This is a genomic window from Allobosea sp. 05T439 (assembly GCF_056396005.1).
The window spans coordinates 261578-286208 of sequence record NZ_JBFTKP010000003.1; the positions used below are offsets into that span (position 1 = coordinate 261578).

The window sequence follows — 24631 nt, forward strand, 5'->3', positions numbered from 1 at the left end:
CGTTCAGGAGCACAGTCGGGTTCCCTTACGGCGCAGCCGGCGCTAGGCTCTCGTCATGGAGATGCTTATCCCCCTCGCGATCGGGCTCAGCCTGATCTGGCTGATCGGCCGCGGCGCGCCCTGGAACGCCAAGCTGATCACATTGGCGATCACGCTCGCCGTGGTCCTGCTGATCGTGCTGCTCGAAAGAAGCGGCAACTGGCCTGACGCCTTCCGCAGATGACACCGGTCAGACGGTGACGCTGGCCAGAACGTGACGCTGGTCAGGAGACCAGCTTAAGCCCGACGATCCCCGCCACGATGAGCGAGATGCAGGCAAGCCGCAGGGCGCCTGCCGGCTCGCCGAGCAGCACGATGCCGAGCGCCGCCGTCCCGATCGTGCCGATGCCCGTCCAGACCGCATAGGCTGTGCCTACCGGCAGCGTCTTCAGCGCCAGACCGAGCAGGCCGAGGCTGACGACCATGCTGGCGAGCGTCAGCAGGGTCGGGACGAGGCGGGTGAAGCCTTGCGTGTATTTGAGGCCGATCGCCCAGCCGACCTCGAACAGGCCTGCGACGAAGAGATAGAGCCAGGCCATGGCAGCGCGCTCCGCATGAGAAGGGGCCAGTCGAAACAAGGCGAGGTCGTCCACGCCCCGGGACGCGGCAGGAGACGCCRCCCTTAGCCCAAACTAGGCCGCGCCTCTGCCGGTTGGGAAGGAGCGCGCCACCGCTGACCTCTGCATGGCTCTCATGGCCAGCTCCTTCGCGGGAGCCCGACCGACATACCCCTACGTTAGTCTTGTGCATAAGGCTCGTGCCGCCCCCAGGAGTTCCGCCTGCGGCATGGCGCCCCGTTCGGGCGCTGACTACGGGCATTGCACCGGCATTGCCGGTGGGGGCAACAAGGGGCCAAGCAAAGATGAATCTGGGGAAATGGGTGGGCTTGATTGCGGTCGCCGCGGCGTTGGGCGGCTGCGCCACCGTCACACGGGGTACGACAAGCCAGGTTACGATCGACAGCATTCCGCCGGGCGCAGACGCACGCACCTCGACCGGGCATAGCTGCCCATCGACGCCCTGCACGATCGAGGTCAGCCGCAAGTCGGAGTTCACGGTCAGCTACAGCAAGCGCGGCTTCCACGACGCCCAGATTCCGGTCGCGACCCGGGTCGCCGGGGCCGGGGCCGCCGGTTTCGCTGGAAACGTCATCGTCGGAGGCATCGTCGGAATGGGCGTCGACGCCGCGACGGGCTCGACGCTGGAGCACTATCCCAATCCCGTCGTCGCCACGCTGGTGCCGACCTCGAGGATCGAAAGCCGCACGCGCAGCTCGCGCTTCAGCCGCCGCCTGCGCGCGGCACGGGCCACGCCGGTTTCCTGATCTCTGGGAAGACAGCCAATCGCGATGCGGGCCTCTCAGCCCGCGTCGCCGCCGAGCTCCGGCTGCAGCACGCCGCGCAGGACGCGCTGGCATTCCGTCATTTCGACGAGCGCGGCTCTCAGCAGGACAAGATCCTCGCCGAACTCGGCCCGGTGATCGGGCTCCTCCGGCTGCGCCGGCTCCATATCGAGCTGCCAGGGCAATTCATCGTCGGAGCCTTCCGGTGCGTTCGCCGGCGCGGGCCGACGCGGCGCCGGCACGGGTGCGGCAACCGCGGCGGGAGCCTGCCCGCCGATCGGCCCGCCCCGGCCAATGGCCTGGACATGGCGCGGCCCCTGATCCTTCAGGATCCGCTGCAAGCCCTTGATGGTATAGCCCTCGCCGTAAAGCAGCCGGCGAATGCCCTTCAGGAGGGCGACATCGTCCGGCCGGTAATAGCGCCGGCCGCCACCGCGCTTGAGTGGCTTKATCTGGGTAAAGCGCGTTTCCCAGAAACGCAGGACATGCTGGGGGATGTCGAGGTCGTCTGCGACCTCGCTGATTGTCCGGAAGGCATCTGGGCTCTTGGTGTCCAATTCGGCCTCTACGTTGCCGGTGTGGAACTCCAGACTCACTCCTCGTCGCCCTCGCCCGCCTGCCCGTTGATGCGCGCCTTCATCACATTCGAAGGCTTGAACACCATCACGCGACGCGGCTCGATGGGGACCTCAACGCCCGTTTTCGGATTACGCCCGATTCGCTCGCCTTTGTCTCGCACGACGAACGAGCCAAAGGACGATAATTTCACATTCTCGCCGCGCGCGACCGCATCGCAGATCTCGTCGAGCACCGCTTCGACAAGTTTCGACGACTCTGTCCGCGACAGACCGATCTTCTGATACACAGCCTCGCACAAATCGGCGCGAGTGACCGTTTGCCCCGCCATTCATAGCCTCCAAGGCGTTCATGGGCCGGTGACCTCGTCACCAGCCTTGCGCCATTACGGACGCCGGACGCTATGCGTCCCGGACGGTCCGGTCAATCCTCGAGCGCCGTTTAGTAGCGCCCTCGGTCGAAATGGCAAAAAAAGGGAAGAGAAACTGTCCTAAGTGCCAGCGTTCTCAGCTGAAATGCTCACCAGCGGATCAAGGCCGACCCCCAGGTGAAGCCGCCGCCCATCGCCTCGATCAGGACGAGCTGGCCGGGCTGGATTCGCCCGTCGTGATGGGCCTCCGCCAGAGCCAGCGGAATCGAGGCGGCCGAGGTGTTGCCGTGCCTGTCGACGGTCACCACGACGCGGTCATGCGCGATGCCGAGCTTGTCGGCGGTGGCATCGATGATGCGCCGGTTGGCCTGGTGCGGCACGAACCAGTCGATGTCGTTGCCGCTGAGCCCGGTCGCGGCGAAGGTGTGGCGGACGGTATCGGCGAGGTTCTGCACCGCATGGCGGAAGACCTCCTTGCCCTCCATGCGCAGGAAACCGACCGTCTTGGTCGAGCCTGCGCCGCCATCGACATAGAGCTTGTTCTTGTAGCGCCCGTCGGAGCGGATATGCGTTGTCAGGACACCGCGGTCGGCCAGCGTGCCCTCCCCCTGCTCCGCCTTGAGCACGACGGCACCGGCGCCATCGCCGAACAGGACGCAGGTGGTGCGGTCTTCCCAGTCGAGAATCCGGGAGAAGGTCTCGGCGCCGATCACGAGCGCGGCGCGGGCACTGCCCGTCTTGATGAAATTATCCGCGGTCGCGAGGCCGAAGACGAAGCCGGAGCAGACCGCCTGCAGGTCGAAGGCCGCGCCTTCGGTGATGCCCAGCGCCGCCTGGATCTGGGTCGCGGTTGCCGGAAAGGTATGGTCCGGCGTCGCGGTCGCGACGATGATCAGGTCGATCTCGGAGGCATCCATGCCGGCATCGGCCAGGGCCGCCTGCGCCGCCCTGAGGCCGACGACCGAGGTCGGCTCGTCATCGGCCGCAATATGGCGCTGGCGGATACCGGTGCGCTGGACGATCCACTCGTCGGTCGTGTCGACGCGCTCGGCAAGCTCGGCATTGGTGACGATGCGCTCCGGCAGATAGGAGCCGCATCCGCAAACCACAGATCGCAGAATGGACAAGTCAGAGATCCCTATTCGACGGCAGCGGCCTGAGGCGCCGTCTCCGGCTGCACCGAGGCAGCCACCATCTCGCGCAGCTTGGCCATCAGGTCATCGCGCGCCATCTCATAAGCCAGTTCGGTCGCGCTGGCGAAACCGATCGCGTCCGTCCCGCCATGGCTCTTGATGACGATGCCTTCGAGCCCGAGGAAGACGCCGCCATTGACCTTGCGCGGATCCATCTTGTCCTTCAACGCGGCAAATGCGCCACGTGCGAAGAGATAGCCGATCTTGGCCATCAGCGACCGGCTCATCGCGGCGCGCAGATACTCGCCGATCTGCCGGGCGGTGCCCTCGGCCGTCTTCAGGGCGATGTTGCCGGTGAAGCCCTCGGTCACCACGACGTCGACCGTGCCCTTGCCGAGGTCGTCGCCCTCGACGAAGCCGCGATAGTCGAGATGCGGCAGGTTGCCCTCGCGCAGGATGCGACCGGCCTCCTTGACGGCCTCGACGCCCTTGATCTCCTCGACTCCGACATTGAGCAGGCCGACGGTCGGCCGGTCGAGATCGAAGACGACGCGGGCCATGGCCGCGCCCATCACCGCGAGATCGACGAGATGGCGCGCATCGGCGCCGATCGTCGCGCCGACATCGAGCACCACGCTCTCGCCGCGCACCGTCGGCCAGAGCGCCGCGATCGCCGGGCGGTCGACCTGCGGCATCGACTTCAGGCAGAATTTCGACATCGCCATCAGCGCGCCGGTATTGCCGGCCGAGACCGTGACATCGGCCTCTCCGGTCTTGGTCGCGTCGATGGCACGCCACATCGAGGACTTGTAACGGCCATAGCGCAGGGCCTGGCTCGGCTTGTCGTCCATCTTCACCGACACTTCGGTGTGGTGGAAGGTCGTCACCGCCTTGAGCTTCGGGTGGGCCTCCAGAAGCGGCAGGACCTGGGCCTGATCGCMGAAGATGACGAAGCGCGCGTCGGGCCGCCGCTCGAGGGTCAGCGCCGCGCCTGGCACGACGACGGCAGGGCCATGGTCCCCGCCCATCGCATCGAGCGCGATTGTAACTGGTCGTTTCATTGGGTGCTGATTGTTCCCGAGGGGCTCGGCCGCTGTGGCGCAAAATAGGGCGGCGGCGGACAATAGCGACTTGGCGAGCCGCCGCAAGCCACTGCGCGTGCCGGTAAAGCCGTCATTCGCCGCGTTTCAGTTTGGCCAGGGCCGCAAAGGGCGATGCAAGCGCCGGGTCGTCGACCTGCGCTTCGAAATTCACTCCGGGCTTGCGCGGATAGGGATCGAGCCCGAGCGCCAGGAACTCGAGGGTGATCGCGCCAAGGTCGATCATGCCGTCGATGATCGGCTCCGGCGGGTCCTCCTCGTTGAGCATGACCTCGATGTCGATCTCGCCCTTCTTCTCGTCCTCCTCCTCGCGGCGGGCGGCGGCGAGAACCTCGGCCTCCGGCGCGAAATCGAGTTTCACGGGCAGCTTGATGCTGACCGGGAAGGCCTCGAGCGTGATGATGCAGGTCTGATGCAGCTGCGCCGCGATCTCGCCCTCCAGCTTCACGCGCTCGCCATTGCGGGCGAGTTCATAGCGCGCCTCGAGCGCTTCGATCGAAGGCAGGTCGAGCGCACGGGCGAGCCCGACGAGCGCAGAGCCCTCGGGCCTGACCACGATATGGGTGCCACGCGGCTTGATCGTCTCGACGCGGACGGGCTGGCTCAGCGGCAAGGCACGAGCGGAATCAGACACTGGGGGTACTTTCGTGAACCGGGAATGCAGGAAAGAGAGTCTCCTGCCCCAAAATTGCGTCAAGATCGAGCTGCGACAGACGTTCCAGCGCCTGGCCGACATAATCGGCCAGGGCTGTCGCCCCCTCGCCCGGGCTGACATTGCGGCGCAAGGCCTCGGCCAGCGCGCCCGGCTCAGGCGCAGCGAGCGCACTCTCATAGGCCTTGATGCGGCCGTAGAAGCTCTGCCCGATCTTCTTCATGCGCTTGGGCACGGCGATGTCGCTGATCCCGCCCTGGCGGAAGCCGAGCTCAAGATAGGCGAAGCAGGCATCGACGAAATCCTGCGCCAGATCGCTGGCCGGCGCCGGAAGTTCGCGCAGGCGCCGCAGAATCAGGAAGGCATGCAGCGTCAGCGATTCGAAGCGCCCTTCGAACGTGTCGGGGATGCCGCCGCCGATATAAAGACCGGGCTGGCGCGACGCGTCAGCCACGCGGGCCAGCAGCGCCTCGACCGGCGCGAGCCTTTTTGCGCGTTTTCCGAACAAGCCGAAGATCACCAGCGCATCTCCGCTCGCCGCCACTGCCTTGCCAAAGCCATTCTCGGGCGTTACGCCAACCTCTACCCGTTTGACAAGCGGCTTCGGATACCTCCTTGCCCACTCTGCTCCTGGATTCTCCCGCATGATCGACATGACCCGCCGCGCGGCCCTCTTCGGCCTTCTCGCGACCTCGTCACTCGCTCTAGCCGGATGCGGAGCAGATCGGGGCGGATTCGTCCTGCCGACATCGGCGGGGCTGAACGAACAATACACCCGCGGCTTCGTCATGGACGAGCGCCTGGTCGCGCAGATCAAGACCGGCATGGACGTGCAGCAGGTGCTGACCATACTGGGCACGCCCTCGACGACCTCGACCGTCGGGAACCGGACCTTCTACTATATCAGCCAGACGGTGCGCCGGCGCTTCCAGTTCCAGGAACCCAGCGTCATCGACCAGAAGGTGCTGGTGATCTATTTCAACAAGTCCTTCAAGGTCGAGCGCATCGCCCAGTACGGCCTCCAGGACGGCGTGATCTTCGACTTCATCAGCCGCACCACCGTCACCGGCGGCGAGGAGCAGAGCTTCCTGCGCAACCTCTTCCGCGGCGTCACCAAGTTCTCGCCGCTCGGCGGCCTGGGCGGGGCCAGCAACTGAGCCGACCCGACCGGAATGACCGAACACGAGAAACCCCTGCGGCCCACGCCGCAGGGGTTTTTCTTTGGGTTGCGGCATTCGCCAGAGCATCGGACCGAAAGGTGGAATCCGGTTTTCGGAAAAATCCGATGCTTGACCAAAGAGCTCGATCGCCGCTCCTGCGTCCGAATGGACGCACGGCGATCTGGGCCGGCTGCGCCAGCTTGCGCTCGGGCAGCGTCATCGCGATCACGCCCAGGATGACCAGGGTGAGCCCCACCCAGGCCGTCGGGCTCAGGCGCTCGCCGAGGAAGACGATGCCGATCGCGACGCCGACCGGCACGCGCAGATAGGACACCGCCGTGGTGCCGACGGGACCAAGCGTCCGGATCAGCCGGAAATAGATGGCGAAGGCGAGCGCGGTCGAGACCGCCGCCAGCGCCAGGAGCGCGATCAGCGAATCCTGCGAAGGGCTCAGCGTCCAGGGCCGGTCGACGACCAGCGCGACCGGCGTGAGCAGGGCTGCCCCGCAGATCAGCGAACCGGCGGCGGGGATGAGCGGATCGAAGCCGGTGAAGTTGCGGCCGAACAGGGCAGCGCAGGCATAGCAGACCGTGGCAAGTACGATGGCGATCTGCGCGGCCAGTTCGCTGCCGAACCCGCCCAGCGTCTGCATGCCGACCACCAGGGTGATGCCAGCAAGCCCGGCTGCGACGCCGAAGGCCTTGCGCAGGTCGACCTCCCGGCTCCGCGTCAGCGCCAGCGTGATCAGGAAGACGAAGACCGGGGTCGTCGCATTCAGGATCGCGGCAAGGCCGGCATCGACGCTGCGCTCGGCCCAGGCGATCAGGGTGAAGGGAACGGCGCTGTTCAGGCAGGCCTGGAACAGGAACTTGCGCCAGCTGTCGAGGTCGCGCGGCAGCCTCAGGCCGCAGCAGCGGATGACCGCCAACAGGATCACGCCTGCGATCAGGGTACGCCCGGCAATCAGGGTCAGCGGCGGAATCGTCTCCACGCCGATCTTGATGAAGGTGTAGGAGCCGCCCCAGAGGGTGGCGAGCAGGACCAGCAGGGCAAGCTCGACGGCGTGCCCGGACTCGACCTCCCCGGACTTGACCTCGGCGGGTGCAGCAGCGGCCTGGATCGTCATGATGGCTCTCCTTCTGTTGGAGAGACCATGCCATCGCGGGCCGCCCGGAGCTTGCAGGAACGCTACGGTCCCGGCCGTAGCTTCAGATCCTGATTCAAGTGGTCGCCATCCTGATTCAAGACGGGCCGCCAAGCCGTTGCAACATCAAGGGAAAGCCCTTGAGCGATCAAAGAAGAACCCCGCGGATTGCTCCGCGGGGCAGTGTCTCCGTGCCGTGCCGACCGGCTCAGGAATGCGCCAGGATCGCCAGCAGCAGCAGCGCGATGATGTTGGTGATCTTGATCGCGGGGTTCACCGCCGGGCCGGCGGTATCCTTGTAGGGGTCGCCGACGGTGTCGCCGGTCACCGAGGCCTTGTGCGCCTCGGAGCCCTTCATGTGGCGCACGCCGTCCTTGTCGACGAAGCCGTCCTCGAAGCTCTTCTTGGCGTTGTCCCAGGCGCCGCCGCCCGAGGTCATCGAGATGGCGACGAAGATGCCGGTGACGATGACGCCCATCAGCATGGCACCGACCGAGGCGAAGGCCTGGTTGCGGCCGGCAATGGCGTTGATGGCGAAGAAGGTGACGATCGGCGCAAGGACCGGCAGCAGCGAGGGCACGATCATCTCCTTGATCGCGGCCTTGGTCAGCATGTCGACGGCGCGGCCGTAATCCGGCCTGTCCGTACCCAGCATGATGCCGGGCTTCTCCTTGAACTGGCGACGCACCTCCTCGACGACGGAGCCGGCGGCGCGGCCGACCGCGGTCATGCCCATGCCGCCGAAGAGGAAGGGGATSAGGCCGCCGAGCAGCAGGCCGACGACGACGAAGGGGTTGGACAGGCTGAAATCGACCGTGACGCCCTTGAAGTACTGGAAGCTGGTCGAGCCCGCCTTGTTGGCCTCGGCGATGAAGAAGTTCAGGTCCGAGGTGTAGGCTGCAAACAGCACCAGGGCGCCGAGACCGGCGGAGCCGATCGCATAGCCCTTGGTGACGGCCTTGGTGGTGTTGCCGACCGCATCGAGCGCATCGGTGGAGTGGCGCACCTCCTTGGGCAGGCCCGCCATCTCGGCGATGCCGCCGGCATTGTCGGTGACCGGGCCGAAGGCATCGAGCGCGACGACGACGCCGGCCAGCGCCAGCATGGCCGTGGTGGCGATTGCGATGCCGAACAGGCCGGCCAGCGTGTAGGAGACGATGATGCCGGCGATGATCACGATGGTCGGCGCCGCGGTCGATTCCAGCGAGACCGCGAGGCCCTGGATGACGTTGGTGCCATGGCCGGTGACCGACGCCTGGGCGATCGAGACCACCGGGCGCTTGCCGGTGCCGGTGTAGTATTCGGTGATGACGACGATGAAGAGCGTCACCGCGAGGCCGACCAGCGCGCAGCCGAACAGGTTGGCGGAGGTGAAGCTGACGCCCTGCCCCGTCGTGAACGCGGTGGAGAAGCTGCCGAACATCAGCCAGTTGACGATGGCGATCGCGCCGACCGACAACACGCCGGCGGCGATGAAGCCCTTGTAGAGCGCGCCCATGATCGACTGGTTGGCGCCGAGCTTGACGAAGAAGGTGCCGATGATCGAGGTTACGATGCAGGCCGCCCCGATCGCCATCGGATAGAGCATCATCGTGCCGAGCACCGGCTGGCCGGCGAAGAAGATCGCCGAGAGCACCATGGTGGCAACCAGCGTCACGGCATAGGTCTCGAACAGGTCGGCGGCCATGCCGGCGCAGTCGCCGACATTGTCACCGACATTGTCGGCGATGGTCGCGGGGTTGCGCGGATCATCCTCGGGAATGCCGGCTTCGACCTTGCCGACGAGATCGGCGCCAACATCCGCGCCCTTGGTGAAGATACCGCCGCCGAGGCGGGCGAAAATCGAGATCAGCGAGGCACCGAAGCCCAGCGCCACGAGCGAGTCGATGACGGTGCGGCTCGATGGGGAGAAGCCGAGGAACGAGGTCAGGACGCCGTAATAGACGGCGACGCCGAGCAGGGCGAGGCCGGCGACCAGCATGCCGGTGACCGCGCCCGCCTTGAAGGCGACATCGAGCCCGTCACCGAGCGACTTCATCGCCGCCTGCGCGGTGCGGACATTGGCACGGACCGAGACGTTCATGCCGATGAAGCCGGCCGCGCCGGAGAGGACGGCGCCGATCAGGAAGCCGATGCCGACCCATTGGCCGAGCAGATAGGTCAGGACCACGAAAAGCACCGCGCCGACCATGGCAATCGTAACGTATTGACGCTTCAGATAGGCCTGCGCGCCCTCGGCAACCGCGCCGGAGATTTCCTGCATGCGCTGGTTGCCGGCGTCGCGCTTCATGACATCGCCATAGGCCCAGATGCCGTAGGCTATCGATAGCGCACTCAAAACTATGATGATGAGCAAGGCTGACATTCGGGATTCCTGACCTCGAGCTTCCGTCCAACGGGGCTTCAGACCCCGAATTCATTCGGTTTCTTGGGTCCGGAGACGAAGAATACGGGTCGAGGGAATCGCGCCCGCGTCGCGCATCGCCAGTACCGGCCAACTTTCTGCCAAGCTTTCGACAGAATCGCAAACGCGGAGGCTGACAATTTTACGCAGATGTCAGGGCGAGCCGGCCCGCTTCGAGGCGCGGCCGGCCGTTCGGGAGGTCTATGCGGGCGTCAGAGCGCCACATCCCGGTTGACGTTCTTGTAAAGCAGATAGGCCGCATCGGCAAAGCCGGTCGGGTAGAATTGCTGCGGGCAGTAGCCGCCCATCCAGATGAAATCGCCGGCCCAGATCTCGTGCCATTCGGTGCCGAGGAAATAGAGCCCCTGCCCTTCCAGCATATAGAGCCCGTGCTCCATGACATGGGTCTCGACATCGGGGAAATGCGCGCCGGGCTTGAACCACATCAGGTTCATCTCGAAATCGAAGCGCATGTCGCCCCAGGGCAGCAGGAACTGGAAGCCGCGCCCTTCCGCCCCGGTATGGTTGGTGACCGGGATCTCGTCGCGATGCGACAGGATCGGCTCGGGCGCTGGCAGGCCGATCGCCTCGAAGCGCTTGCGCAGCCCGAGCACGCGCAAGGGCTCGAAACCGGTATTGCTCAGCGTGAAGGCGGTGCCAGGCGGGACATAGGCGAAGTGGCCCGGCCGCAGGTCAAGCGCCGGAGCATCCGCCATGACGAACCGGCCCTGGCCGGAGAGCACATAATAGAAATGCTGGATGCCCTCCTCGCGAAAGGCCTCGGGCGTGCCGCCGCCGGGTGCGATCTCGAGCAGGTACTGCGCGAACTGGGCGCCCAGCACCGGCGCAGCCAGGATCCGCACGATCGTCCCGCTGAAATGCGGCAGCCGGCTGATCAGCACGCCTTCGGGCGGCATGAACGCATAGTTCGGCCGCACCACACCGCGATTATGGCCAATGGCGCCGGGCGGAAACCGGCCTGTCGTGACGGGCAACTGGTGCGGGCGCATCGTATCTCCTGCCGGGTCCTGGGGGATGAAGCTTGTTCTGCGGAGCCTTGCGACCGGCCACGCGCCGGGCCGGCCCTCAGGCCAGCTGGACGCGCTTCTGCGTGGCCTGCCAGGCGACCAGCGCCAGCGCGACGGCCACCGGCGGGAAGACCAGCCAGTTGACGCTCTGCCAGCCGCCGGTGTTCAGCAGCCCGCCAGCCGAGAAGGAGGCGATCGCGACCGAGCCGAAGACGAGGAAGTCGTTGGCGGCCTGGACCTTGACGCGCTCCTCCGGGCGATAGCAGTCGGTGACCAGCGCCGTCGCACCGATGAAGCCGAAATTCCAGCCGATGCCGAGCAGGACCAGCGCGATCCAGAAATGCGCGACGCTGAGCCCGTTCAGGCCGACGACGGCGGCGCAGGCCAGCAGCAACAGGCCGGCCGCCGTGACCTTCTCCTTGCCGAAGCGGGCGATCAGCCGGCCGGTGAAGAAGCTCGGCCCGAACATCGAGAGCACGTGCCACTGAATGCCGAGCGCAGCATCGCCGATGCTGTGGCCGCAGCCGACCATGGCCAGCGGCGCAGCCGTCATCACGAAGCTCATCAGGCCATAGGAGACCAGTGCAGCCGTGACCGAGGCGATGAATTTGGGCTGGCGCATGATCTCGGAAAGCGGCCGGCCGCCGCTCGAACGCACGGCCGCAACCGGCGGGGCGCGCAGCATCATGACGACGCCGATCGCCAGCAGCGCGAGCAGCCCCTGCGCCATGAAGCTGGCGGCGAAGGGCGCGTCCGGCGTCAGGTCGCGGGTCCAGTAGACCGATTGCGGGCCGATGACGCCCGCGGCAAGCCCGCCGATCATGACCCAGGAGATGGCGCGCGGCTTGAAGCTCTCGCTCGCAGTGTCAGCCGCCGCGAAGCGGTAGCTCTGCACGAAGGCGCCATAGAGGCCGCACATGAAGGTGCCGAGGCAGAACAGCCAGAAGATCCGGCTCCCCGTGCCGGCGGCGGCGATGCTGGAGGCGATGACGCCGGTCAGCGCCCCGATGAGATAGCCGTTGCGGCGGCCGAGCCGGCGCATCAGCATCGCGGCGGGGATGACGCCGCAAGCGATGCCGAGCTGCATCAGGCTGACCGGTACGGTCGCGAAGGTCTTGTCGGTGACGAGCTGCGAGCCGACGATGCCGCCGAGCGAGACCACGATCGCCGGGTTCGCGCCGCCGAACGCCTGGGCGCAGGCGAGGACGAGGGCATTGCGCTTCGCCAGGGCATCGCCCTCGGCCACGGAAACATGCTGGTTCATCGCTGGGGCCGTCGTTCACATACCGGGCGGCCTGAGCGAGCGGCCCTCAGAAATGGGCGAAGGAGCCTTGCGCGAAGCTGCGCGCCCTGCCCCGTTCGAGATAACGCACCACGCCCAGCTCGGACGTGACCCGGCCGATGCAGGCGAGTCCAAGACCCGTCGCCTCGGCCGCAGCAGCCATAGCAGGAAATTCCCTTTCTGAGGCCGTGCAGAGAATTTCGTAGTCGTCTCCGCCGGTCCAGGCCAGTTCCGCCAGAGCGGGGTCAGCCATGATCGCGGCGCGGGCCGGGGCCGAGAGCGGAACGGTATCGAGATCGATCTCGGCCCCGATACCGGACGCCGCAACCAGCTTGGCGAGGTCGCCGACGAGCCCGTCCGAGACATCCATGGCGGACGAGGCATGATCCTGCAGGGCAGCCGCCAGCGCCAGGCGCGGGCGCGGATGCAGGTAGCGGTCGGCGAGATAGGCGCGATCGGGCTCGCTAAGTCCGGCGACCCAGTCCGGCTTGGCCGGCGCATGGACCTTGAGGCCGAGCGCGCCGTCGCCGATCGTGCCGGAGACGAGGACAAGATCGCCTGGCTTGGCGCCCGAGCGCAGCACCATGCGCCCGGCCGGAACGCTGCCGAAGGCAGTGATCGAGAGCGTCAGCGGCCCCGGCGTCGAAACGGTATCGCCGCCGACGAGCGGACAGGCGCTCTCGGCCGCGATCTCCCCCAGCCCCTGGGCGAAGCCCGCGAGCCAGGGCTCGGTCCAGCCCTTGGGCAGGACCAGCGAGAGCACGAAGCCCAAGGGAGATGCCCCCTTGGCCGCCAGGTCCGACAGGTTGACCGCGAGCGCCTTGCGGGCGATCGAGGCTGGCGGATCGTCGGGCAGGAAATGCACGCCTGCGACCAGCGCATCCGTCGTGACCACAAGCTCGAAGCCGCGCGCCGGGCGCAGCAACCCGGCATCGTCGCGCAGGCCAAGGCCGCCCGCACCGGCGATCGGCGCGAAATAGCGCGCAATCAGTTCGAACTCGCCGGGTCGTTGGGGAGCGCCGGCCATCAGCGCGTCAGGCGGCCGGCGTGTCGAATTCGTCGGCGCGGAAGTCGCGGGCCATCTTGTCGAGCACGGCGTTGATCATGCCGATCTCCTCGCCTTCGTAGAAGGCACGGGCGACCGCGACATATTCGGAGATCACGGCGCGCGCCGGCACATCCTTGCGGAAGGCGAGTTCATAGGCGCCGCCGCGCAGGATGGCGCGCACCACGGCTTCGACGCGCTTGAGCGGCCAGCCCGCGGCGAGAACGTCATCGACCGAGCGGTCGATCAGGCGCTGTTCGCGGACGACGCCGCCGAGCAGGTCCCGGAAGAAGGCGATCTCAGCCTTGGGAAGCTCGATATCCTCGACCTCCTTGCCGATCCAGAACGCCTCGAACTCGGCCATCGCCTCGATGACGCCGCGTCCGCCGATCTCCATCTCATAGAGCGCCTGCACGACGGAGAGCCGTGCACCGCGACGCAGTTCCGCGCGGCTCATGAGGATTTGTCCGCGAGCGAGCGCTTGTAACGCAGGACGGCGAGCGCCGCTTCCGCCGCGCCGCCGCCCTTGTCCATGTCGGCACGATTGGCGCGGGCCCAGGCCTGGGCATCGTTCTCGACGGTCAGGATGCCGTTGCCGAGCGGCATGGCATAGGCCACCGAGACATCCATCAGCGCGCGCGAGCTTTCGCCGGCGACGATGTCGTAATGGCCGGTCTCGCCACGGATGACGGTGCCGAGCGCGACAACCGCCTCATAGGGGTCGATTGCCTCGTCGGCGGCCCGCAGGCCGATGACGATCGCGGTCGGGATTTCGAGCGCGCCGGGCACGGTCACGACGTCGACGCGGCACTCGGCCTTGTCGAGCACCGCGAGCGCGCCTTCGAGCAGCTCGTCAGCCAGCTTGTCATAGAAGCGCGCCTCGACGACGAGCACGCGTGCGCCGTCCAGGGGAGCGGCGGGAGTTGCGGCCTTATCGGCCGAGATCTGCCGGGGTCCGGCCATCGTTCTTATCCTTGTTGGATTTCAAGTCGGCTGGTTACCCCCCCGGGCTCGCCTCCGCAAGCCGCGCGGCATACCGCGCCATCAGATCGACCTCGACATGAATGCGGTCCCCCTGCTTGCGCTCGCCCCAGGTGGTGACGCTGAAGGAGTGCGGAATCAGCAGGACGGTGAAGACATCGTCCTCGACGCTGTTGACCGTGAGCGAGGTGCCATCGAGGCAAATCGAGCCCTTGGTCGCGATGAAACGCGGCAAACCCTGCGGCGCGCGGATATGGAAGCGCGCGGTTGCGCCCCAGGGCTCGTCGGGATCGGCCGCGATCGGCTCGATCTTCAGGATCGTGCCGACGCCGTCGACATGACCGGTCACCAGATGGCCGCCCAGCTCGTCGCCCATTTTCAGCGAGCGTTCGAGATTGACCTTCGTGCCCGCCTCCCACTCCCCGGCGAGGGTCTTGGACAAGGTCTCGGCAGCGGCCTCGACCTGGAAGATGCAGCCCCCCTCGCCATCTTCGCGGGGCTTCAGAGCCGTCACCGTCAGGCAGATGCCGGCGCAGCAGATCGATGCGCCGATCTCGATTCCCGCGGCCTCGTACGGGCTCGCAATCGCAAGCCGCTTCAGGCTCGGCCCCTTGTTCTGGGCCTCCACGATCGTGCCAATGGCGGTGACGATGCCGGTGAACATCAGGCAATCCTCTCATAACGCTCGAAACGGTCGTGGCCGATCAGGCCACTCTCCGCAAGCCGGTACAGATCGGGGTCGGCCAGCAATCCGGCAAGGGCCGGACGGACGGCGACGATTCCGGGCGAACCCAGCATACGCGGCGAGGTCGAAACGATGACCTCATCAGTCAGGCCCGCCAAAGCCAGTTTCTCGCCGATCGTCGGGCCGCCTTCGGAAAAGACCCGGTTGATGCCGCGCGCGCCGAGCAAATGCAGGGCCTCGCGGAGATCGAGATGACCGTCCGGTCCGGCTGAGACGCGCATGACCTCGACACCTGCCGCGACCAGCTCGGCCTCGTTCGCAACAGGGGCCGTTTCCGCCGCGATCACCCAGACCGGAACCTCGCCTGCCGACTGCACGAGCCGGGAGCCCGGCGGCAGGCGCAGATGCGAATCGAGGATGACCCTGATCGGCGAGCGATGCGCCATTCCCGGCAGGCGGACCGTCAGCATCGGATTATCGGCGAGCACCGAACCGACGCCGAGCATGATCGCGTCGTGATGCGCCCGCTGGAGATGGACCCAGCCATTCGCAGCCTGGCAGGACACCGCGATGGGGCCGCCTGCCGCGCTGCCCGCATAGCCGTCGGCCGTGCGCGCCACCTTGAAGGTCACCATCGGCCGCCCCTCGGTGATGCGCAGGACATAGCCGCGATGGGTGTGCCTGGCCTCGTCTTCGAGAACGCCGGTGGTGACGCTGATGCCAGCGCTGCGCAACAGCGCGAAGCCGAGCCCGCGAAAGCGCGGATTCGGATCGGCCATCGCCACCACGACCCGCTTCACGCCGGCCCGAATGGTGCGCTCGACGCAAGGCGTCGCGGCGCGGATGGTGCGGTGGGAGCAGGGTTCGAGCGTGACATAGAGCGTGCCGCCCGTCGCGGCAGCGCCTGCCCGGTCGAAGGCATGGGCCTCGCCATGGGGCCGGCCACCGATCTGGGTGTGGCCGCGTGCGATCACGACGGGGCCGTCCGGCATGTCCTGCGTGATCAGCGCGCCGACGCTAGGGTTCGTGCCGGTGGTGCCCAGCCCGCGCGCGCCATAGGCGAGGGTCTGCTGCATGAAGGCGCGGTCGAGCGCGCTCTGCTCAGTCATCGCCACGAATGGGCGGAACCACGCCGGCAGCCTCGATCTCGTCGCCGCTGAGCTGGCCGAGCAGCTCCTCGAAATCGCGGGCCTCGCGGAAATTCTTGTAGACCGATGCGAAGCGGACATAGGCGACATCGTCGAGGGATTTCAGCCCCTCCATCACCAGTTCGCCGATGGTGGAGCTCGAAACCTCGCCCTCGCCCGAACTCTCGAGCTGGCGGACGATGCCGTTGACCATGCGCTCGACGCGCTCCGGCGCGACCGGGCGCTTGCGCAAGGCGACCTCGATCGAGGTCTGCAGCTTGTCGCGGTCGAAGAGTGTGCGCCGGCCGGAGCGCTTCACCACGGTGAGCTCGCGCAGCTGCACGCGCTCGAAGGTGGTGAAGCGGCCGCCGCAGTCAGGGCAGACGCGGCGGCGGCGGATCGAGGCGTGATCGTCGGTGGGACGCGAGTCCTTCACCTGGGTCTCGAGGGAGCCGCAATAGGGACAGCGCATCGCGGCTCTTCTCCTTCAGGCGACGGGGTCGCCTTGTCTTCAATAGATCGGGAAACGTGCCGTCAGCTCGTGGGCCTTGGCCTTCACCGCCTGCTCGACGGCGTCATTGCCTTCCTCGCCATGCGCGGCGAGCCCGTCCAGCACCTCGGCGATCAGCTCGCCGACACGCTGGAACTCGGCGACGCCGAAGCCGCGCGAGGTCGCAGCCGGCGTGCCCAGGCGGATGCCGGAGGTGACCATCGGCTTCTCCGGATCGAAGGGAATGCCGTTCTTGTTGCAGGTGATATGGGCGCGACCAAGCGCTGCTTCCGCAGCCTTTCCGGTAATCTTCTTGGAGCGCAGGTCGACCAGCATGAGGTGGTTGTCGGTACCGCCGGTGACGAGGTCGAAGCCCTTGGTCTTCAGCGTCTCGGCCAGCGCCTTGGCGTTCTCGACGACGGCGCGGGCGTAGATCTTGAACTCCGGCTGCAGCGCCTCGTGGAACGAGACCGCCTTGGCGGCGATGACATGCATCAGGGGGCCGCCCTGGATGCCGGGGAAGATCGCCGAGTTGATCTTCTTCGCCAGCGCCTCGTCATTGGTCAGGATCATGCCGCCGCGCGGACCGCGCAGGGTCTTGTGCGTGGTGGTGGTGACGACATGGGCGTGCGGGAACGGCGAGAGATGCGCGCCGCCCGCCACCAGGCCGGCGAAATGCGCGATGTCGACCATGAAATAGGCGCCGACCTTGTCGGCGATCTCGCGGAAGCGGGCGAAATCCCAATGACGGGCATAGGCCGAGCCACCGGCGACGATGACCTTGGGCTTGTGCTCGACGGCGAGGCGCTCCATCGCATCATAATCGATGGTCTGGTCGACGACGCAGACGCCGTAGGGCACGACCTTGAACCACTTGCCGGACTGGTTGACCGGGGCGCCATGGGTGAGATGGCCGCCGGCAGCGAGATCGAGGCCCATGAAGGTGTCGCCGGGCTGCATCAGCGCCATGAACACGGCCTGATTGGCCTGGCTGCCGGAATTCGGCTGGACATTGGCGAACTGGCAGTCGAACAGGCGGCAGGCGCGCTCGATCGCCAGCTTCTCGGCGATATCGACGAACTGGCAGCCGCCGTAATAGCGGCGGCCCGGATAGCCTTCCGCGTATTTGTTGGTCATCACCGAGCCCTGCGCCTCGAGCACGGCGCGCGACACGATGTTCTCCGAGGCGATCAGCTCGATCTCGTCGCGCTGGCGACCGAGCTCGAGACCGATGGCACGCGAGATCTCCGGATCGGAATCGGCGAGCGAAGCGCCGAAGAATGAGTTCGAGAGATGCTTCTCGGCAGCGGCGTCACGACTCATGGGATGCTCCATCGGCGCTTCGGATTGCCGCAGGGGCCGGCAAGGGCCATGCGGCAGCCACGCAGTTCTGGCTGTTGCGGAATCTCGCGGCCGAGCCCGCTATCGCGCGCTCCGTAGCACGGTGGGGGCCGCCATTCCAAGGGCCGATGCGGGGTGACATGAGCGCGCGCCGCCTGCACAAAGGGCGGCGACAGCAGCCAGCAAGGAATTGAACGTGACGCAAGACATCGCCGGGAATGCTCCACCTGCCAGGCGCTCGCCATTGAAGGCCCTGCTGGCGAGCGAAGCGGCCGGCGGTCTCCTGCTCATGGGCGTGGCTGCGATAGCCCTGCTGATCGCCAATTCGCCGGCCGCGCCCGCCTATTTCAAGCTGCTCGGCAGCTATGTCGGCGGCCTCAGCGTGCTGCACTGGGTCAATGACGGGCTGATGGCGATCTTCTTCCTGCTCGTCGGGCTGGAGATCAAACGCGAATTCATCGAGGGGCAGCTCTCGACCTGGTCGCGACGCGCCCTGCCCGGCATTGCGGCGCTCGGCGGCATGATCGCGCCCGCCCTGATCTATCTTGCGCTGACGCGCGGAGACCCGGTCGCGATGCGCGGCTGGGCGATCCCGGCGGCAACCGATATCGCCTTCGCGCTCGGCGTGCTCGCCCTGCTCGGGCCCCGCGTGCCGGTCTCGCTCAAGGTCTTCCTGACCGCGCTCGCGATTCTCGACGATCTCGGCGCCGTCCTGATCATCGCCTTGTTCTATACCAGCGAGATCTCGCTGCCGATGCTCGGCATGGCGGGCTTGTGCCTTGCCGTCCTGATCGTTCTCAACCGGACGAACGTGACGCGAATCTGGCTCTATCTCGCCATCGGCGCGTTGCTCTGGTTCTTCCAGCTGAAATCGGGCGTGCACGCGACGCTGGCGGGCGTCATCCTGGCGCTGACGATCCCGATCGGCGACGGCAGCGGCAGCGACGAGCCCGAGCATTCCCCACTGCACATGCTCGAGCACAAGCTGCATCCCTGGGTGTCCTTCGTGATCGTGCCGATCTTCGGCTTCGCCAATGCAGGCGTGTCCTTTGCAGGCATGTCGCCGTCGAGCCTGCTCGCGCCGATTCCGCTCGGCATCGCGCTTGGCCTGTTCATCGGCAAGCAGATCGGCGTCTTCGGCTTCGCCTGGGTGGCGGTGAAGAGCGGACTCGGCACCATGCCGGCCAAGGCGAATTACCTGCAGCTCTACGGCGTCGCACTGCTTTGCGGCATCGGCTTCACGATGAGCCTGTTCATCGGAGCGCTGGCCTTCYCGGAAAATCCCGAACTCGGCGACGCCACCAAGATCGGCGTGCTGATGGGCTCGCTGCTCTCGGCGCTGGCTGGAGCGCTCGTGCTGAAGCTGGCTTCGGCAGGCCCGACCGGCGGCAAGCGCGGAGCCTGAACAGCGCTCCCCCAACTCCGGGGGGAGCGGCCCTAATCGCCGGTCACCAGCCGCCTCAGCCGTTCGCGCTGGGCCGAGCGGATATGGCTGCGCGCGGCTGCATCAGCTGCAACCGGGTCACGGCGCTCGACAGCCACGACCAGGGCCTCGTGTTCGGCATGGGCCTGCGCGGCGCGGACGGGGTCAAGCAGGGTCGAAGGGCCGAGCAGCGCGCGGGCGTCACGCAAAGCGTTCAGGGTCTTGAGCAGATAGCGATTATGCGCTGCGCCGTAGAGCGCGGAATGGAAGCGCTCGTTGTGGCGCGCCAGATCCTGCGGCTGCGCGAGCAACCCGGCCTCCAGCGTATGGAGATCGCGCAGCGCCTCGATTTCGACCTCTGCGGCATGGCGCGCGGCGAAGGCAGCCGCCGTGCCCTCGAGCACCTCGCGCATCGCATAGAGTTCCGACACCGCCTGATGATCGAGCGAGGCGACGACGAGACTGCGCGATTCGCGCGTGAAGAAGCCCTCCGCCTCGAGCCGGCGCACCGCCTCGCGCAGCGGCGTGCGGCTCATCTGCATATGCTTCGCCAGATCCTCCTCGCGCAGCCTGGCTCCGGGACGAAGCTCCCCACTGGCGATCGCGTCGCGCAAGCGCGCATAGGCCTGGCCTGCCAGCGAGGGCGCGGGCTGCATGTCGGCAAAATCACCCAAGACCATCTCCTCGCTTCGTCCGGCGCGCGCTCCGCCGGTCACGCGTGATCGCGTGAGCCAGCGCCGAAATCAACGCTTGCCTCGTATCAATTCGTCTCAGTATAATTCGGTATACCGAAATTGAGAAACCGTCGGCGAGAGACCGACGGGCAACGATCGACGGGAGGAATTGACGATGCGGAGAGTTGCGGGACTGCGGCTGGGCGCGATGCTCGGAGCGATGCTGGGTATGTTCGGCGCCGCTCAGGCCCAGGACTGGCCGAGCCGGCCGATCACCATGGTGGTGCCCTATGCCGCGGGCGGCGGCACGGACGTGATCGCACGGGCCGTGGCCGAGAAGCTGCAGTCGCGCCTCGGCGTCGGCGTCGTGGTCGAGAACCGCGCCGGCGCGGGCGGCAATCTCGGCACGACGGCCGCGGCGCAGGCGCCGGCCGATGGTTATACCGTGCTGATCAGCAATATCGGCCCGATGGCCGTGAACCCGAGCCTGTTCAAGAATCTCAAATACGATCCGGCCGAGGTGCTCGAGCCCGTCACCCTGATCGCCAAGGCGCCGCTGCTCCTGCTGGTGCATCCGTCGGTCAAGGCCAACTCGGTCGCGGAGCTGATCGCGCTCTCGAAGGCGCAGCCGGAAGGCCTGACCTACGGCACGGCCGGCCACGGCTCGGCCAACCATATCGCGACCGCGCTGTTCGAGCTGATGGCGCAGACAAACCTGAAACATGCCGCCTATCGCGGCGCCGGCCCCGCCCTCAACGACCTGATCGGCGGCCATATCCCGATGATGTTCGCGACCCTGCCCTCGGCGATCGGCCATGTGCATGGCGGCACCTTGCGGGCGCTGGCCGTCACCACCGCGGAGCGCGCCCCTGCCCTGCCCACGGTGCCGACGCTCACTGAGGCCGGGGTGCCCGGCTACGAGGCCAGCGGCTGGTATGGCGTCTTCGTCCGCAAGGGCACGCCGCAGCCGATCATCGACCGGCTGCGCAGCGAGGTCGCGACCATCATCAACCTGCCCGAAGTGCGCCGGAACCTCGAACTGGAAGGCGCGCAGCCGATCGGCAACACGCCGCAGGAGTTCACGGCCTTCGTCAAGGCGGAGCGTGAGAAATGGGCGAAGGTGGTCGCGCAAGCGAACATCAAGGTCGAATGATCCCTGCTGCCCGGCCCGCGCGGCGGCGCGCCGGCCGGGCAGCTCCATCCCTGTTCCGGACGCAGCCCTGCAATGACCGATACATCACCGAAAAACGCCCCCTTGCAGCTTCTCGTCCTGGACGGAGACGGCATCGGCCCCGAGATCAGCGCGGCCACCCGTCGCGTGCTCGACGAGGCGAGCCAGCTGTTCGGCTTCGCGCTCAACTATGAGCATGCCGAGATCGGCTTTGCCGCGCTCGGCACGGTCGGTTCGACCTTCCCGGAGAGCGTGTTCGAGGCCGCGCGTCGGGCCGATGGCGTCATTTTGGGGCCTGTATCCCATAATGACTACCCGCCGGCCGAGAAGGGCGGGCTCAACCCCTCCGGCCAGTTGCGCAAGCGGCTCGACCTCTACGCCAATATCCGCCCTGCCCGTTCGCGCGAGGGTTTTGAGCCGCGCTGCGGCAAGCCGCTCGACCTCGTCGTGGTGCGCGAGAACACCGAGGGCTTCTATTCCGACCGCTCGATGCATCTCGGTCCCGGCGAGATGATGCCGACGCCGGACCTGGCTCTCTCCTTCCGAAAGGTGACGCGACAGGCCTCGCTGCGCATCGCCGAGAGCGCCTTTGCCCTTGCCCGCCAGCGCCGGCGCAAGGTCACGGCCGTGCACAAGGCGAATGTGCTGCGGATCTCCGACGGGCTGTTCCTGGAATGCGTGCGTTCGGTMGCCGAACGCTATCCCGACGTCGCCTATGAGGAGAAGATCATCGACGCGATGGCGGCGCTGCTTGTCCGCGATGCCGGGGTGTTCGACGTCATCGTGACGACCAACATGTTCGGCGACATCCTCTCCGACCAGGCCTCGGAGATTTCKGGCAGCCTCGGGCTGGCCGCGTCGCTCAATGCGGGGCAGGACCATGCGGTGGCCCAGGCGCAGCATGGCTCGGCTCCCGACATCGCCGGCCGCGACCTCGCCAATCCCTGTTCGCTGATCGGCTCGGCCGCGATGCTGCTGAACTGGCTGGGGGAGCGCAGGCAGGACCCGGCGCTGCTGCGTGCCGGCCAGGCGATCGAGGCTGCGCTCGACCGCACGATCCGCCTGCCGGAGCAGCGCACGCGCGACCTCGGCGGAACGCTCGGGACCAGGGCCTTCACCGAGCGCGTCGTCGCCGTGCTGCGGGAAGTCGCGACGGCGGCCTGAGAGCAGCGCCCGACCACAGCCCATTGGACGCCAAATGAAAACGGCCCGCCAGAACCGGCGGGCCGTTTCAGGATGAGAGAGCGCTTGCTCTCAGATGTTCTGGTCTTCCTGCAGCGCCGCAACCGGCGCCGGGCCCAGGCCATCCTTGTTGTAGATGTCGTCGCGGAACTGCACGCCGCCATCGGGCGTCGCCCAGGCGGTGATATAGACCCAGTAGCACGGCACGGGATTGCTGATCCGGGCGTTGATGCGCTCGCCGGACTGGATCACCTCGTCGATCTTGGCGCGATCCCAGCCGGGCGTCTCCTTGAGCAGCCAGGCGATATAGTCGCGCACGTTCTGGACGCGGATGCAGCCCGAGGAGACGAAACGGAAATCGTCGCCGAAAATGCCCTTGGCCGGCGTGTCATGCATGTAGACGCCGTGCGGGCTCGGGATATTGATGCGCACGAAGCCAAGCGAATTGAACTCGCCGCCGGGATCCTGGCGGAAGGTGTAGCGGGTGGCCTCGTCCGAATTCCAGTTGACGCGATCGGGCGCGATCTCGCCGGCAGGGCCGATGATGCGGATCTTGTTCTCGGTGAGGTAGTTCGGCTCCTTGCGCATCTTCGGGATCAGATCCTTGCGGATGATCGAAGCCGGCACGGTCCAGGTCGGGTTGAAATTGACCTCGGGGATCTTGGTCTGCAGCAGCGGCGACTGCCGGTCGGCCTTGCCGACGCCGGCCGCATGGCGGGTCGCGACATGGCCATTCTCGACCGTCTCGACCGAGGCCGCCGGGATATTGGCGACGACATAGCGGTTGCCGAGATTGCCCGACCAGGAGCGCAGGCGCACCACATTGGTCTCGAGCTGGCGGATACGCCGCTCGATCGGCACGTTCAGGGCGGTCAGGGTGGCGCGATTGATGGCGCCGGTCGTCGAGAGCCCGACGCGCGACTGGAAGCGGCGCACTCCGGCTTCGACATAGGAGTCATAGATATTGCTGGTGCCGGCAGCAGAATCGAGATCGCCGGTGATGATCAGGCGCTGGCGCAGCGCGACCACGCCGGGGCCGCGCGAGCCGACGCCAAGCTTGTCAGTCAGCTGGATCGGGGTCCAGCCGCCGCGGGCGGCAAGGTCGCGATAGGCGACGATCGCTTGCTCCGTCGCCTGCAGCGTCTCGGAAGACAAGGTCGGGGTCGAGGACCGGGCAACAGCATTGCGAGCGCCTGAATCATAGCTCTGGCGCCACTCCGCCTGCTGAGCCCAGGCTGGCGCGGTCGCGGCCGTTGCTGCACCCGAAAGCAGTGCCAGCACGGTTTCGCGGCGGGTCAGGCTGAAATTCGACATCGTATCCCTCTTCCCTCGTCCTCAAGGAGCAAGACCGCGCCTAAGCGCCGCAAACAACAAGACCGGCTCCGCCATGGACGGCGGCCCGGTTGCGAGCGACGATCCAATACCACAGTTAACGTCTCGTGATGAGCGCGGCGTTTTTAGGGCATTGGCGACGAAGGGGAAGCAGGGAATGCAGCATGGGCGCCCTGCGTCGCGAAACTGCAACAGCAGCAGACCCGAGCAATAGCGGCCCGAAAGACTCCCGCAGCGAGGGCGGGAGTTTGCAAGTTCAGGTCAGGTCAGCGCCGATTGTCTGGCGGTTCAGGCCAGAAATCAGAGCTTGTAGCGGATCTGGTCGGTCCAGAAGCGCTCGAGACGCAGCAGCGCGTTGTTCATGCGCTCGAAGTCATCGGCCGCGATGCCACCGATCTGCTCGACCGTCTGGACATGCTTGTCGTAGACGCCCTTCACGAGATTGTGCACCTCGTGGCCCTTCTCGGTCAGGCTGATGCGGACCGAGCGGCGGTCGATGCGCGACCGGGCATGGTGCAGGTAGCCGAGCTCGACCAGCTTCTTGACGTTGTAGGACACGTTCGAGCCGAGATAGTAACCGCGCGTCCGGAGCTCGCTGGCGCTGAGCTCGGCATCGCCGATATTGTAGAGCAACAGCGCCTGGACGCTGTTGACGTCGTCACGGTTGCGGCGCTCGAATTCATCCTTGATGACATCGAGCAGGCGGCGATGCAGCCGCTCAACCAGGGTGAGGGACTCAAGGTAAAGGGGCTTCACCTTGAGTTGAACTTCTTCCGACTTCACAGGAGCCAAAGTCTTTACGCTCGTTGTCATGGTATATCCCGCCTGTTGCATGCCGGCCAGGATTTATCTCCCGGTCCGCTTCTGAAAACACCATAGGCCGGACCGATGAAAACGAGTTTAAATATCAGGATGAATCGGAGATTTACCCCTTTGGGTGAATCGTAAGT

At 66.6% G+C, this 24631-nt stretch carries 26 protein-coding genes and 1 pseudogene; 6 read left to right on the forward strand and 21 right to left on the reverse strand.

Features of this window, described 5'->3' with window-relative positions; all coding sequences use genetic code 11:
* Window positions 1–55: 55 nt before the first annotated feature.
* Window positions 56–223: a hypothetical protein gene (locus tag AC1DIO_RS05220; RefSeq protein ID WP_176733240.1), complete on the forward strand. Its 168-nt coding sequence runs from the start codon at window positions 56–58 to the stop codon at window positions 221–223.
* Window positions 224–263: 40 nt separating this feature from the next.
* On the opposite strand, the gene sugE is transcribed toward AC1DIO_RS05220, so the two are convergent.
* Window positions 264–578: a quaternary ammonium compound efflux SMR transporter SugE gene (gene sugE / locus AC1DIO_RS05225; protein ID WP_069876975.1), complete on the reverse strand. Its 315-nt coding sequence runs from the start codon at window positions 576–578 to the stop codon at window positions 264–266.
* 323 nt (window positions 579–901) lie between these two features.
* Between sugE and AC1DIO_RS05230 the strand changes: the two genes are divergently transcribed.
* The gene (locus AC1DIO_RS05230) at window positions 902–1363 is read left to right on the forward strand and encodes a translation initiation factor 2 (RefSeq protein ID WP_441504739.1); all 462 of its coding nucleotides are present in this window, start codon (window positions 902–904) and stop codon (window positions 1361–1363) included.
* Between the two features lie 35 nt (window positions 1364–1398).
* Here the strand turns inward: AC1DIO_RS05230 and AC1DIO_RS05235 are convergent, their stop codons facing one another.
* The 6 genes from AC1DIO_RS05235 to AC1DIO_RS05260 form a co-directional block, all read right to left on the reverse strand.
* Window positions 1399–1977: a MerR family transcriptional regulator gene (locus AC1DIO_RS05235; protein ID WP_441488680.1), complete on the reverse strand. Its 579-nt coding sequence runs from the start codon at window positions 1975–1977 to the stop codon at window positions 1399–1401.
* Entirely contained in the window at window positions 1974–2288 is a 315-nt protein-coding gene (locus tag AC1DIO_RS05240) for an integration host factor subunit alpha (protein WP_069876977.1), read from the reverse strand. The genes AC1DIO_RS05235 and AC1DIO_RS05240 overlap by 4 nt, the downstream gene beginning before the upstream one ends.
* Window positions 2289–2476: 188 nt before the next feature.
* Window positions 2477–3454, reverse strand: a complete 978-nt coding sequence (locus AC1DIO_RS05245; protein ID WP_441504740.1) for a beta-ketoacyl-ACP synthase III — start codon at window positions 3452–3454, stop codon at window positions 2477–2479.
* A gap of 11 nt (window positions 3455–3465) precedes the next feature.
* A complete protein-coding gene (plsX, locus tag AC1DIO_RS05250; protein ID WP_476853198.1) occupies window positions 3466–4521 on the reverse strand; it encodes a phosphate acyltransferase PlsX in 1056 nt (351 codons plus the stop codon).
* A gap of 112 nt (window positions 4522–4633) precedes the next feature.
* Entirely contained in the window at window positions 4634–5194 is a 561-nt protein-coding gene (locus tag AC1DIO_RS05255; RefSeq protein WP_441504741.1) for a YceD family protein, read from the reverse strand.
* The gene (locus tag AC1DIO_RS05260) at window positions 5187–5867 is read right to left on the reverse strand and encodes a ubiquinol-cytochrome C chaperone family protein (RefSeq protein ID WP_476853199.1); all 681 of its coding nucleotides are present in this window, start codon (window positions 5865–5867) and stop codon (window positions 5187–5189) included. Before AC1DIO_RS05260 ends, AC1DIO_RS05255 begins: the two co-directional genes overlap by 8 nt.
* On the opposite strand from AC1DIO_RS05260, the gene AC1DIO_RS05265 reads away from it, so the two are divergent.
* Window positions 5857–6369: an outer membrane protein assembly factor BamE gene (locus AC1DIO_RS05265; RefSeq protein ID WP_441488685.1), complete on the forward strand. Its 513-nt coding sequence runs from the start codon at window positions 5857–5859 to the stop codon at window positions 6367–6369. The two genes, AC1DIO_RS05260 and AC1DIO_RS05265, sit on opposite strands and share 11 nt — an antisense overlap.
* A gap of 193 nt (window positions 6370–6562) precedes the next feature.
* Here the strand turns inward: AC1DIO_RS05265 and AC1DIO_RS05270 are convergent.
* The 11 genes and pseudogenes from AC1DIO_RS05270 to glyA form a co-directional block, all read right to left on the reverse strand.
* A pseudogene (locus AC1DIO_RS05270) lies at window positions 6563–7498 on the reverse strand (DMT family transporter); the annotation flags it as partial.
* Window positions 7499–7724: 226 nt separating this feature from the next.
* On the reverse strand, window positions 7725–9881 hold the full coding sequence (locus AC1DIO_RS05275; RefSeq protein ID WP_441504743.1) for a sodium-translocating pyrophosphatase: 2157 nt from the start codon (window positions 9879–9881) through the stop codon (window positions 7725–7727).
* A gap of 251 nt (window positions 9882–10132) precedes the next feature.
* Complete coding sequence (gene allE, locus AC1DIO_RS05280) at window positions 10133–10930, reverse strand: (S)-ureidoglycine aminohydrolase (protein WP_441504744.1); 798 nt, start codon at window positions 10928–10930, stop codon at window positions 10133–10135.
* Between the two features lie 76 nt (window positions 10931–11006).
* Complete coding sequence (locus tag AC1DIO_RS05285) at window positions 11007–12212, reverse strand: MFS transporter (RefSeq protein WP_441488689.1); 1206 nt, start codon at window positions 12210–12212, stop codon at window positions 11007–11009.
* Between the two features lie 46 nt (window positions 12213–12258).
* Window positions 12259–13257 carry a thiamine-phosphate kinase gene (gene thiL / locus AC1DIO_RS05290; protein ID WP_441504745.1) on the reverse strand — a complete coding sequence of 333 codons (999 nt, stop codon included), beginning with the start codon at window positions 13255–13257 and terminating at the stop codon, window positions 12259–12261.
* Window positions 13258–13264: 7 nt separating this feature from the next.
* Window positions 13265–13732: a transcription antitermination factor NusB gene (gene nusB / locus AC1DIO_RS05295; protein ID WP_441478347.1), complete on the reverse strand. Its 468-nt coding sequence runs from the start codon at window positions 13730–13732 to the stop codon at window positions 13265–13267.
* Complete coding sequence (gene ribH, locus AC1DIO_RS05300; RefSeq protein WP_441504746.1) at window positions 13729–14238, reverse strand: 6,7-dimethyl-8-ribityllumazine synthase; 510 nt, start codon at window positions 14236–14238, stop codon at window positions 13729–13731. Before ribH ends, nusB begins: the two co-directional genes overlap by 4 nt.
* A gap of 34 nt (window positions 14239–14272) precedes the next feature.
* Window positions 14273–14920, reverse strand: coding sequence for a riboflavin synthase (locus AC1DIO_RS05305; protein ID WP_441504747.1), 648 nt, complete (start codon window positions 14918–14920; stop codon window positions 14273–14275).
* Window positions 14920–16050 carry a bifunctional diaminohydroxyphosphoribosylaminopyrimidine deaminase/5-amino-6-(5-phosphoribosylamino)uracil reductase RibD gene (ribD, locus tag AC1DIO_RS05310; RefSeq protein ID WP_476768162.1) on the reverse strand — a complete coding sequence of 377 codons (1131 nt, stop codon included), beginning with the start codon at window positions 16048–16050 and terminating at the stop codon, window positions 14920–14922. The genes AC1DIO_RS05305 and ribD overlap by 1 nt, the downstream gene beginning before the upstream one ends.
* Complete coding sequence (gene nrdR, locus AC1DIO_RS05315; RefSeq protein WP_441488694.1) at window positions 16043–16540, reverse strand: transcriptional regulator NrdR; 498 nt, start codon at window positions 16538–16540, stop codon at window positions 16043–16045. The genes ribD and nrdR overlap by 8 nt, the downstream gene beginning before the upstream one ends.
* Window positions 16541–16579: 39 nt before the next feature.
* Window positions 16580–17881 (reverse strand): serine hydroxymethyltransferase, encoded by a 1302-nt coding sequence (gene glyA / locus AC1DIO_RS05320; protein ID WP_476853200.1) that lies wholly within the window; start codon window positions 17879–17881, stop codon window positions 16580–16582.
* Between the two features lie 214 nt (window positions 17882–18095).
* On the opposite strand from glyA, the gene nhaA reads away from it, so the two are divergent.
* Window positions 18096–19304 (forward strand): Na+/H+ antiporter NhaA, encoded by a 1209-nt coding sequence (gene nhaA / locus AC1DIO_RS05325; protein ID WP_476853201.1) that lies wholly within the window; start codon window positions 18096–18098, stop codon window positions 19302–19304.
* Between the two features lie 32 nt (window positions 19305–19336).
* On the opposite strand, the gene AC1DIO_RS05330 is transcribed toward nhaA, so the two are convergent.
* Window positions 19337–19996 carry a GntR family transcriptional regulator gene (locus AC1DIO_RS05330; RefSeq protein ID WP_441488697.1) on the reverse strand — a complete coding sequence of 220 codons (660 nt, stop codon included), beginning with the start codon at window positions 19994–19996 and terminating at the stop codon, window positions 19337–19339.
* A 175-nt stretch (window positions 19997–20171) separates the two neighbouring features.
* On the opposite strand from AC1DIO_RS05330, the gene AC1DIO_RS05335 reads away from it, so the two are divergent.
* Window positions 20172–21149, forward strand: a complete 978-nt coding sequence (locus AC1DIO_RS05335) for a Bug family tripartite tricarboxylate transporter substrate binding protein (RefSeq protein WP_441504751.1) — start codon at window positions 20172–20174, stop codon at window positions 21147–21149.
* A gap of 72 nt (window positions 21150–21221) precedes the next feature.
* Window positions 21222–22331, forward strand: coding sequence for an isocitrate/isopropylmalate dehydrogenase family protein (locus tag AC1DIO_RS05340; protein ID WP_441504752.1), 1110 nt, complete (start codon window positions 21222–21224; stop codon window positions 22329–22331).
* Between the two features lie 90 nt (window positions 22332–22421).
* Here the strand turns inward: AC1DIO_RS05340 and AC1DIO_RS05345 are convergent, their stop codons facing one another.
* Both AC1DIO_RS05345 and ldtR read right to left on the reverse strand, forming a co-directional pair.
* Window positions 22422–23663, reverse strand: a complete 1242-nt coding sequence (locus AC1DIO_RS05345; RefSeq protein WP_441488700.1) for a L,D-transpeptidase family protein — start codon at window positions 23661–23663, stop codon at window positions 22422–22424.
* Between the two features lie 318 nt (window positions 23664–23981).
* Window positions 23982–24494 carry a transcriptional regulator LdtR gene (gene ldtR / locus AC1DIO_RS05350; protein WP_441488701.1) on the reverse strand — a complete coding sequence of 171 codons (513 nt, stop codon included), beginning with the start codon at window positions 24492–24494 and terminating at the stop codon, window positions 23982–23984.
* Window positions 24495–24631: the final 137 nt, after the last annotated feature.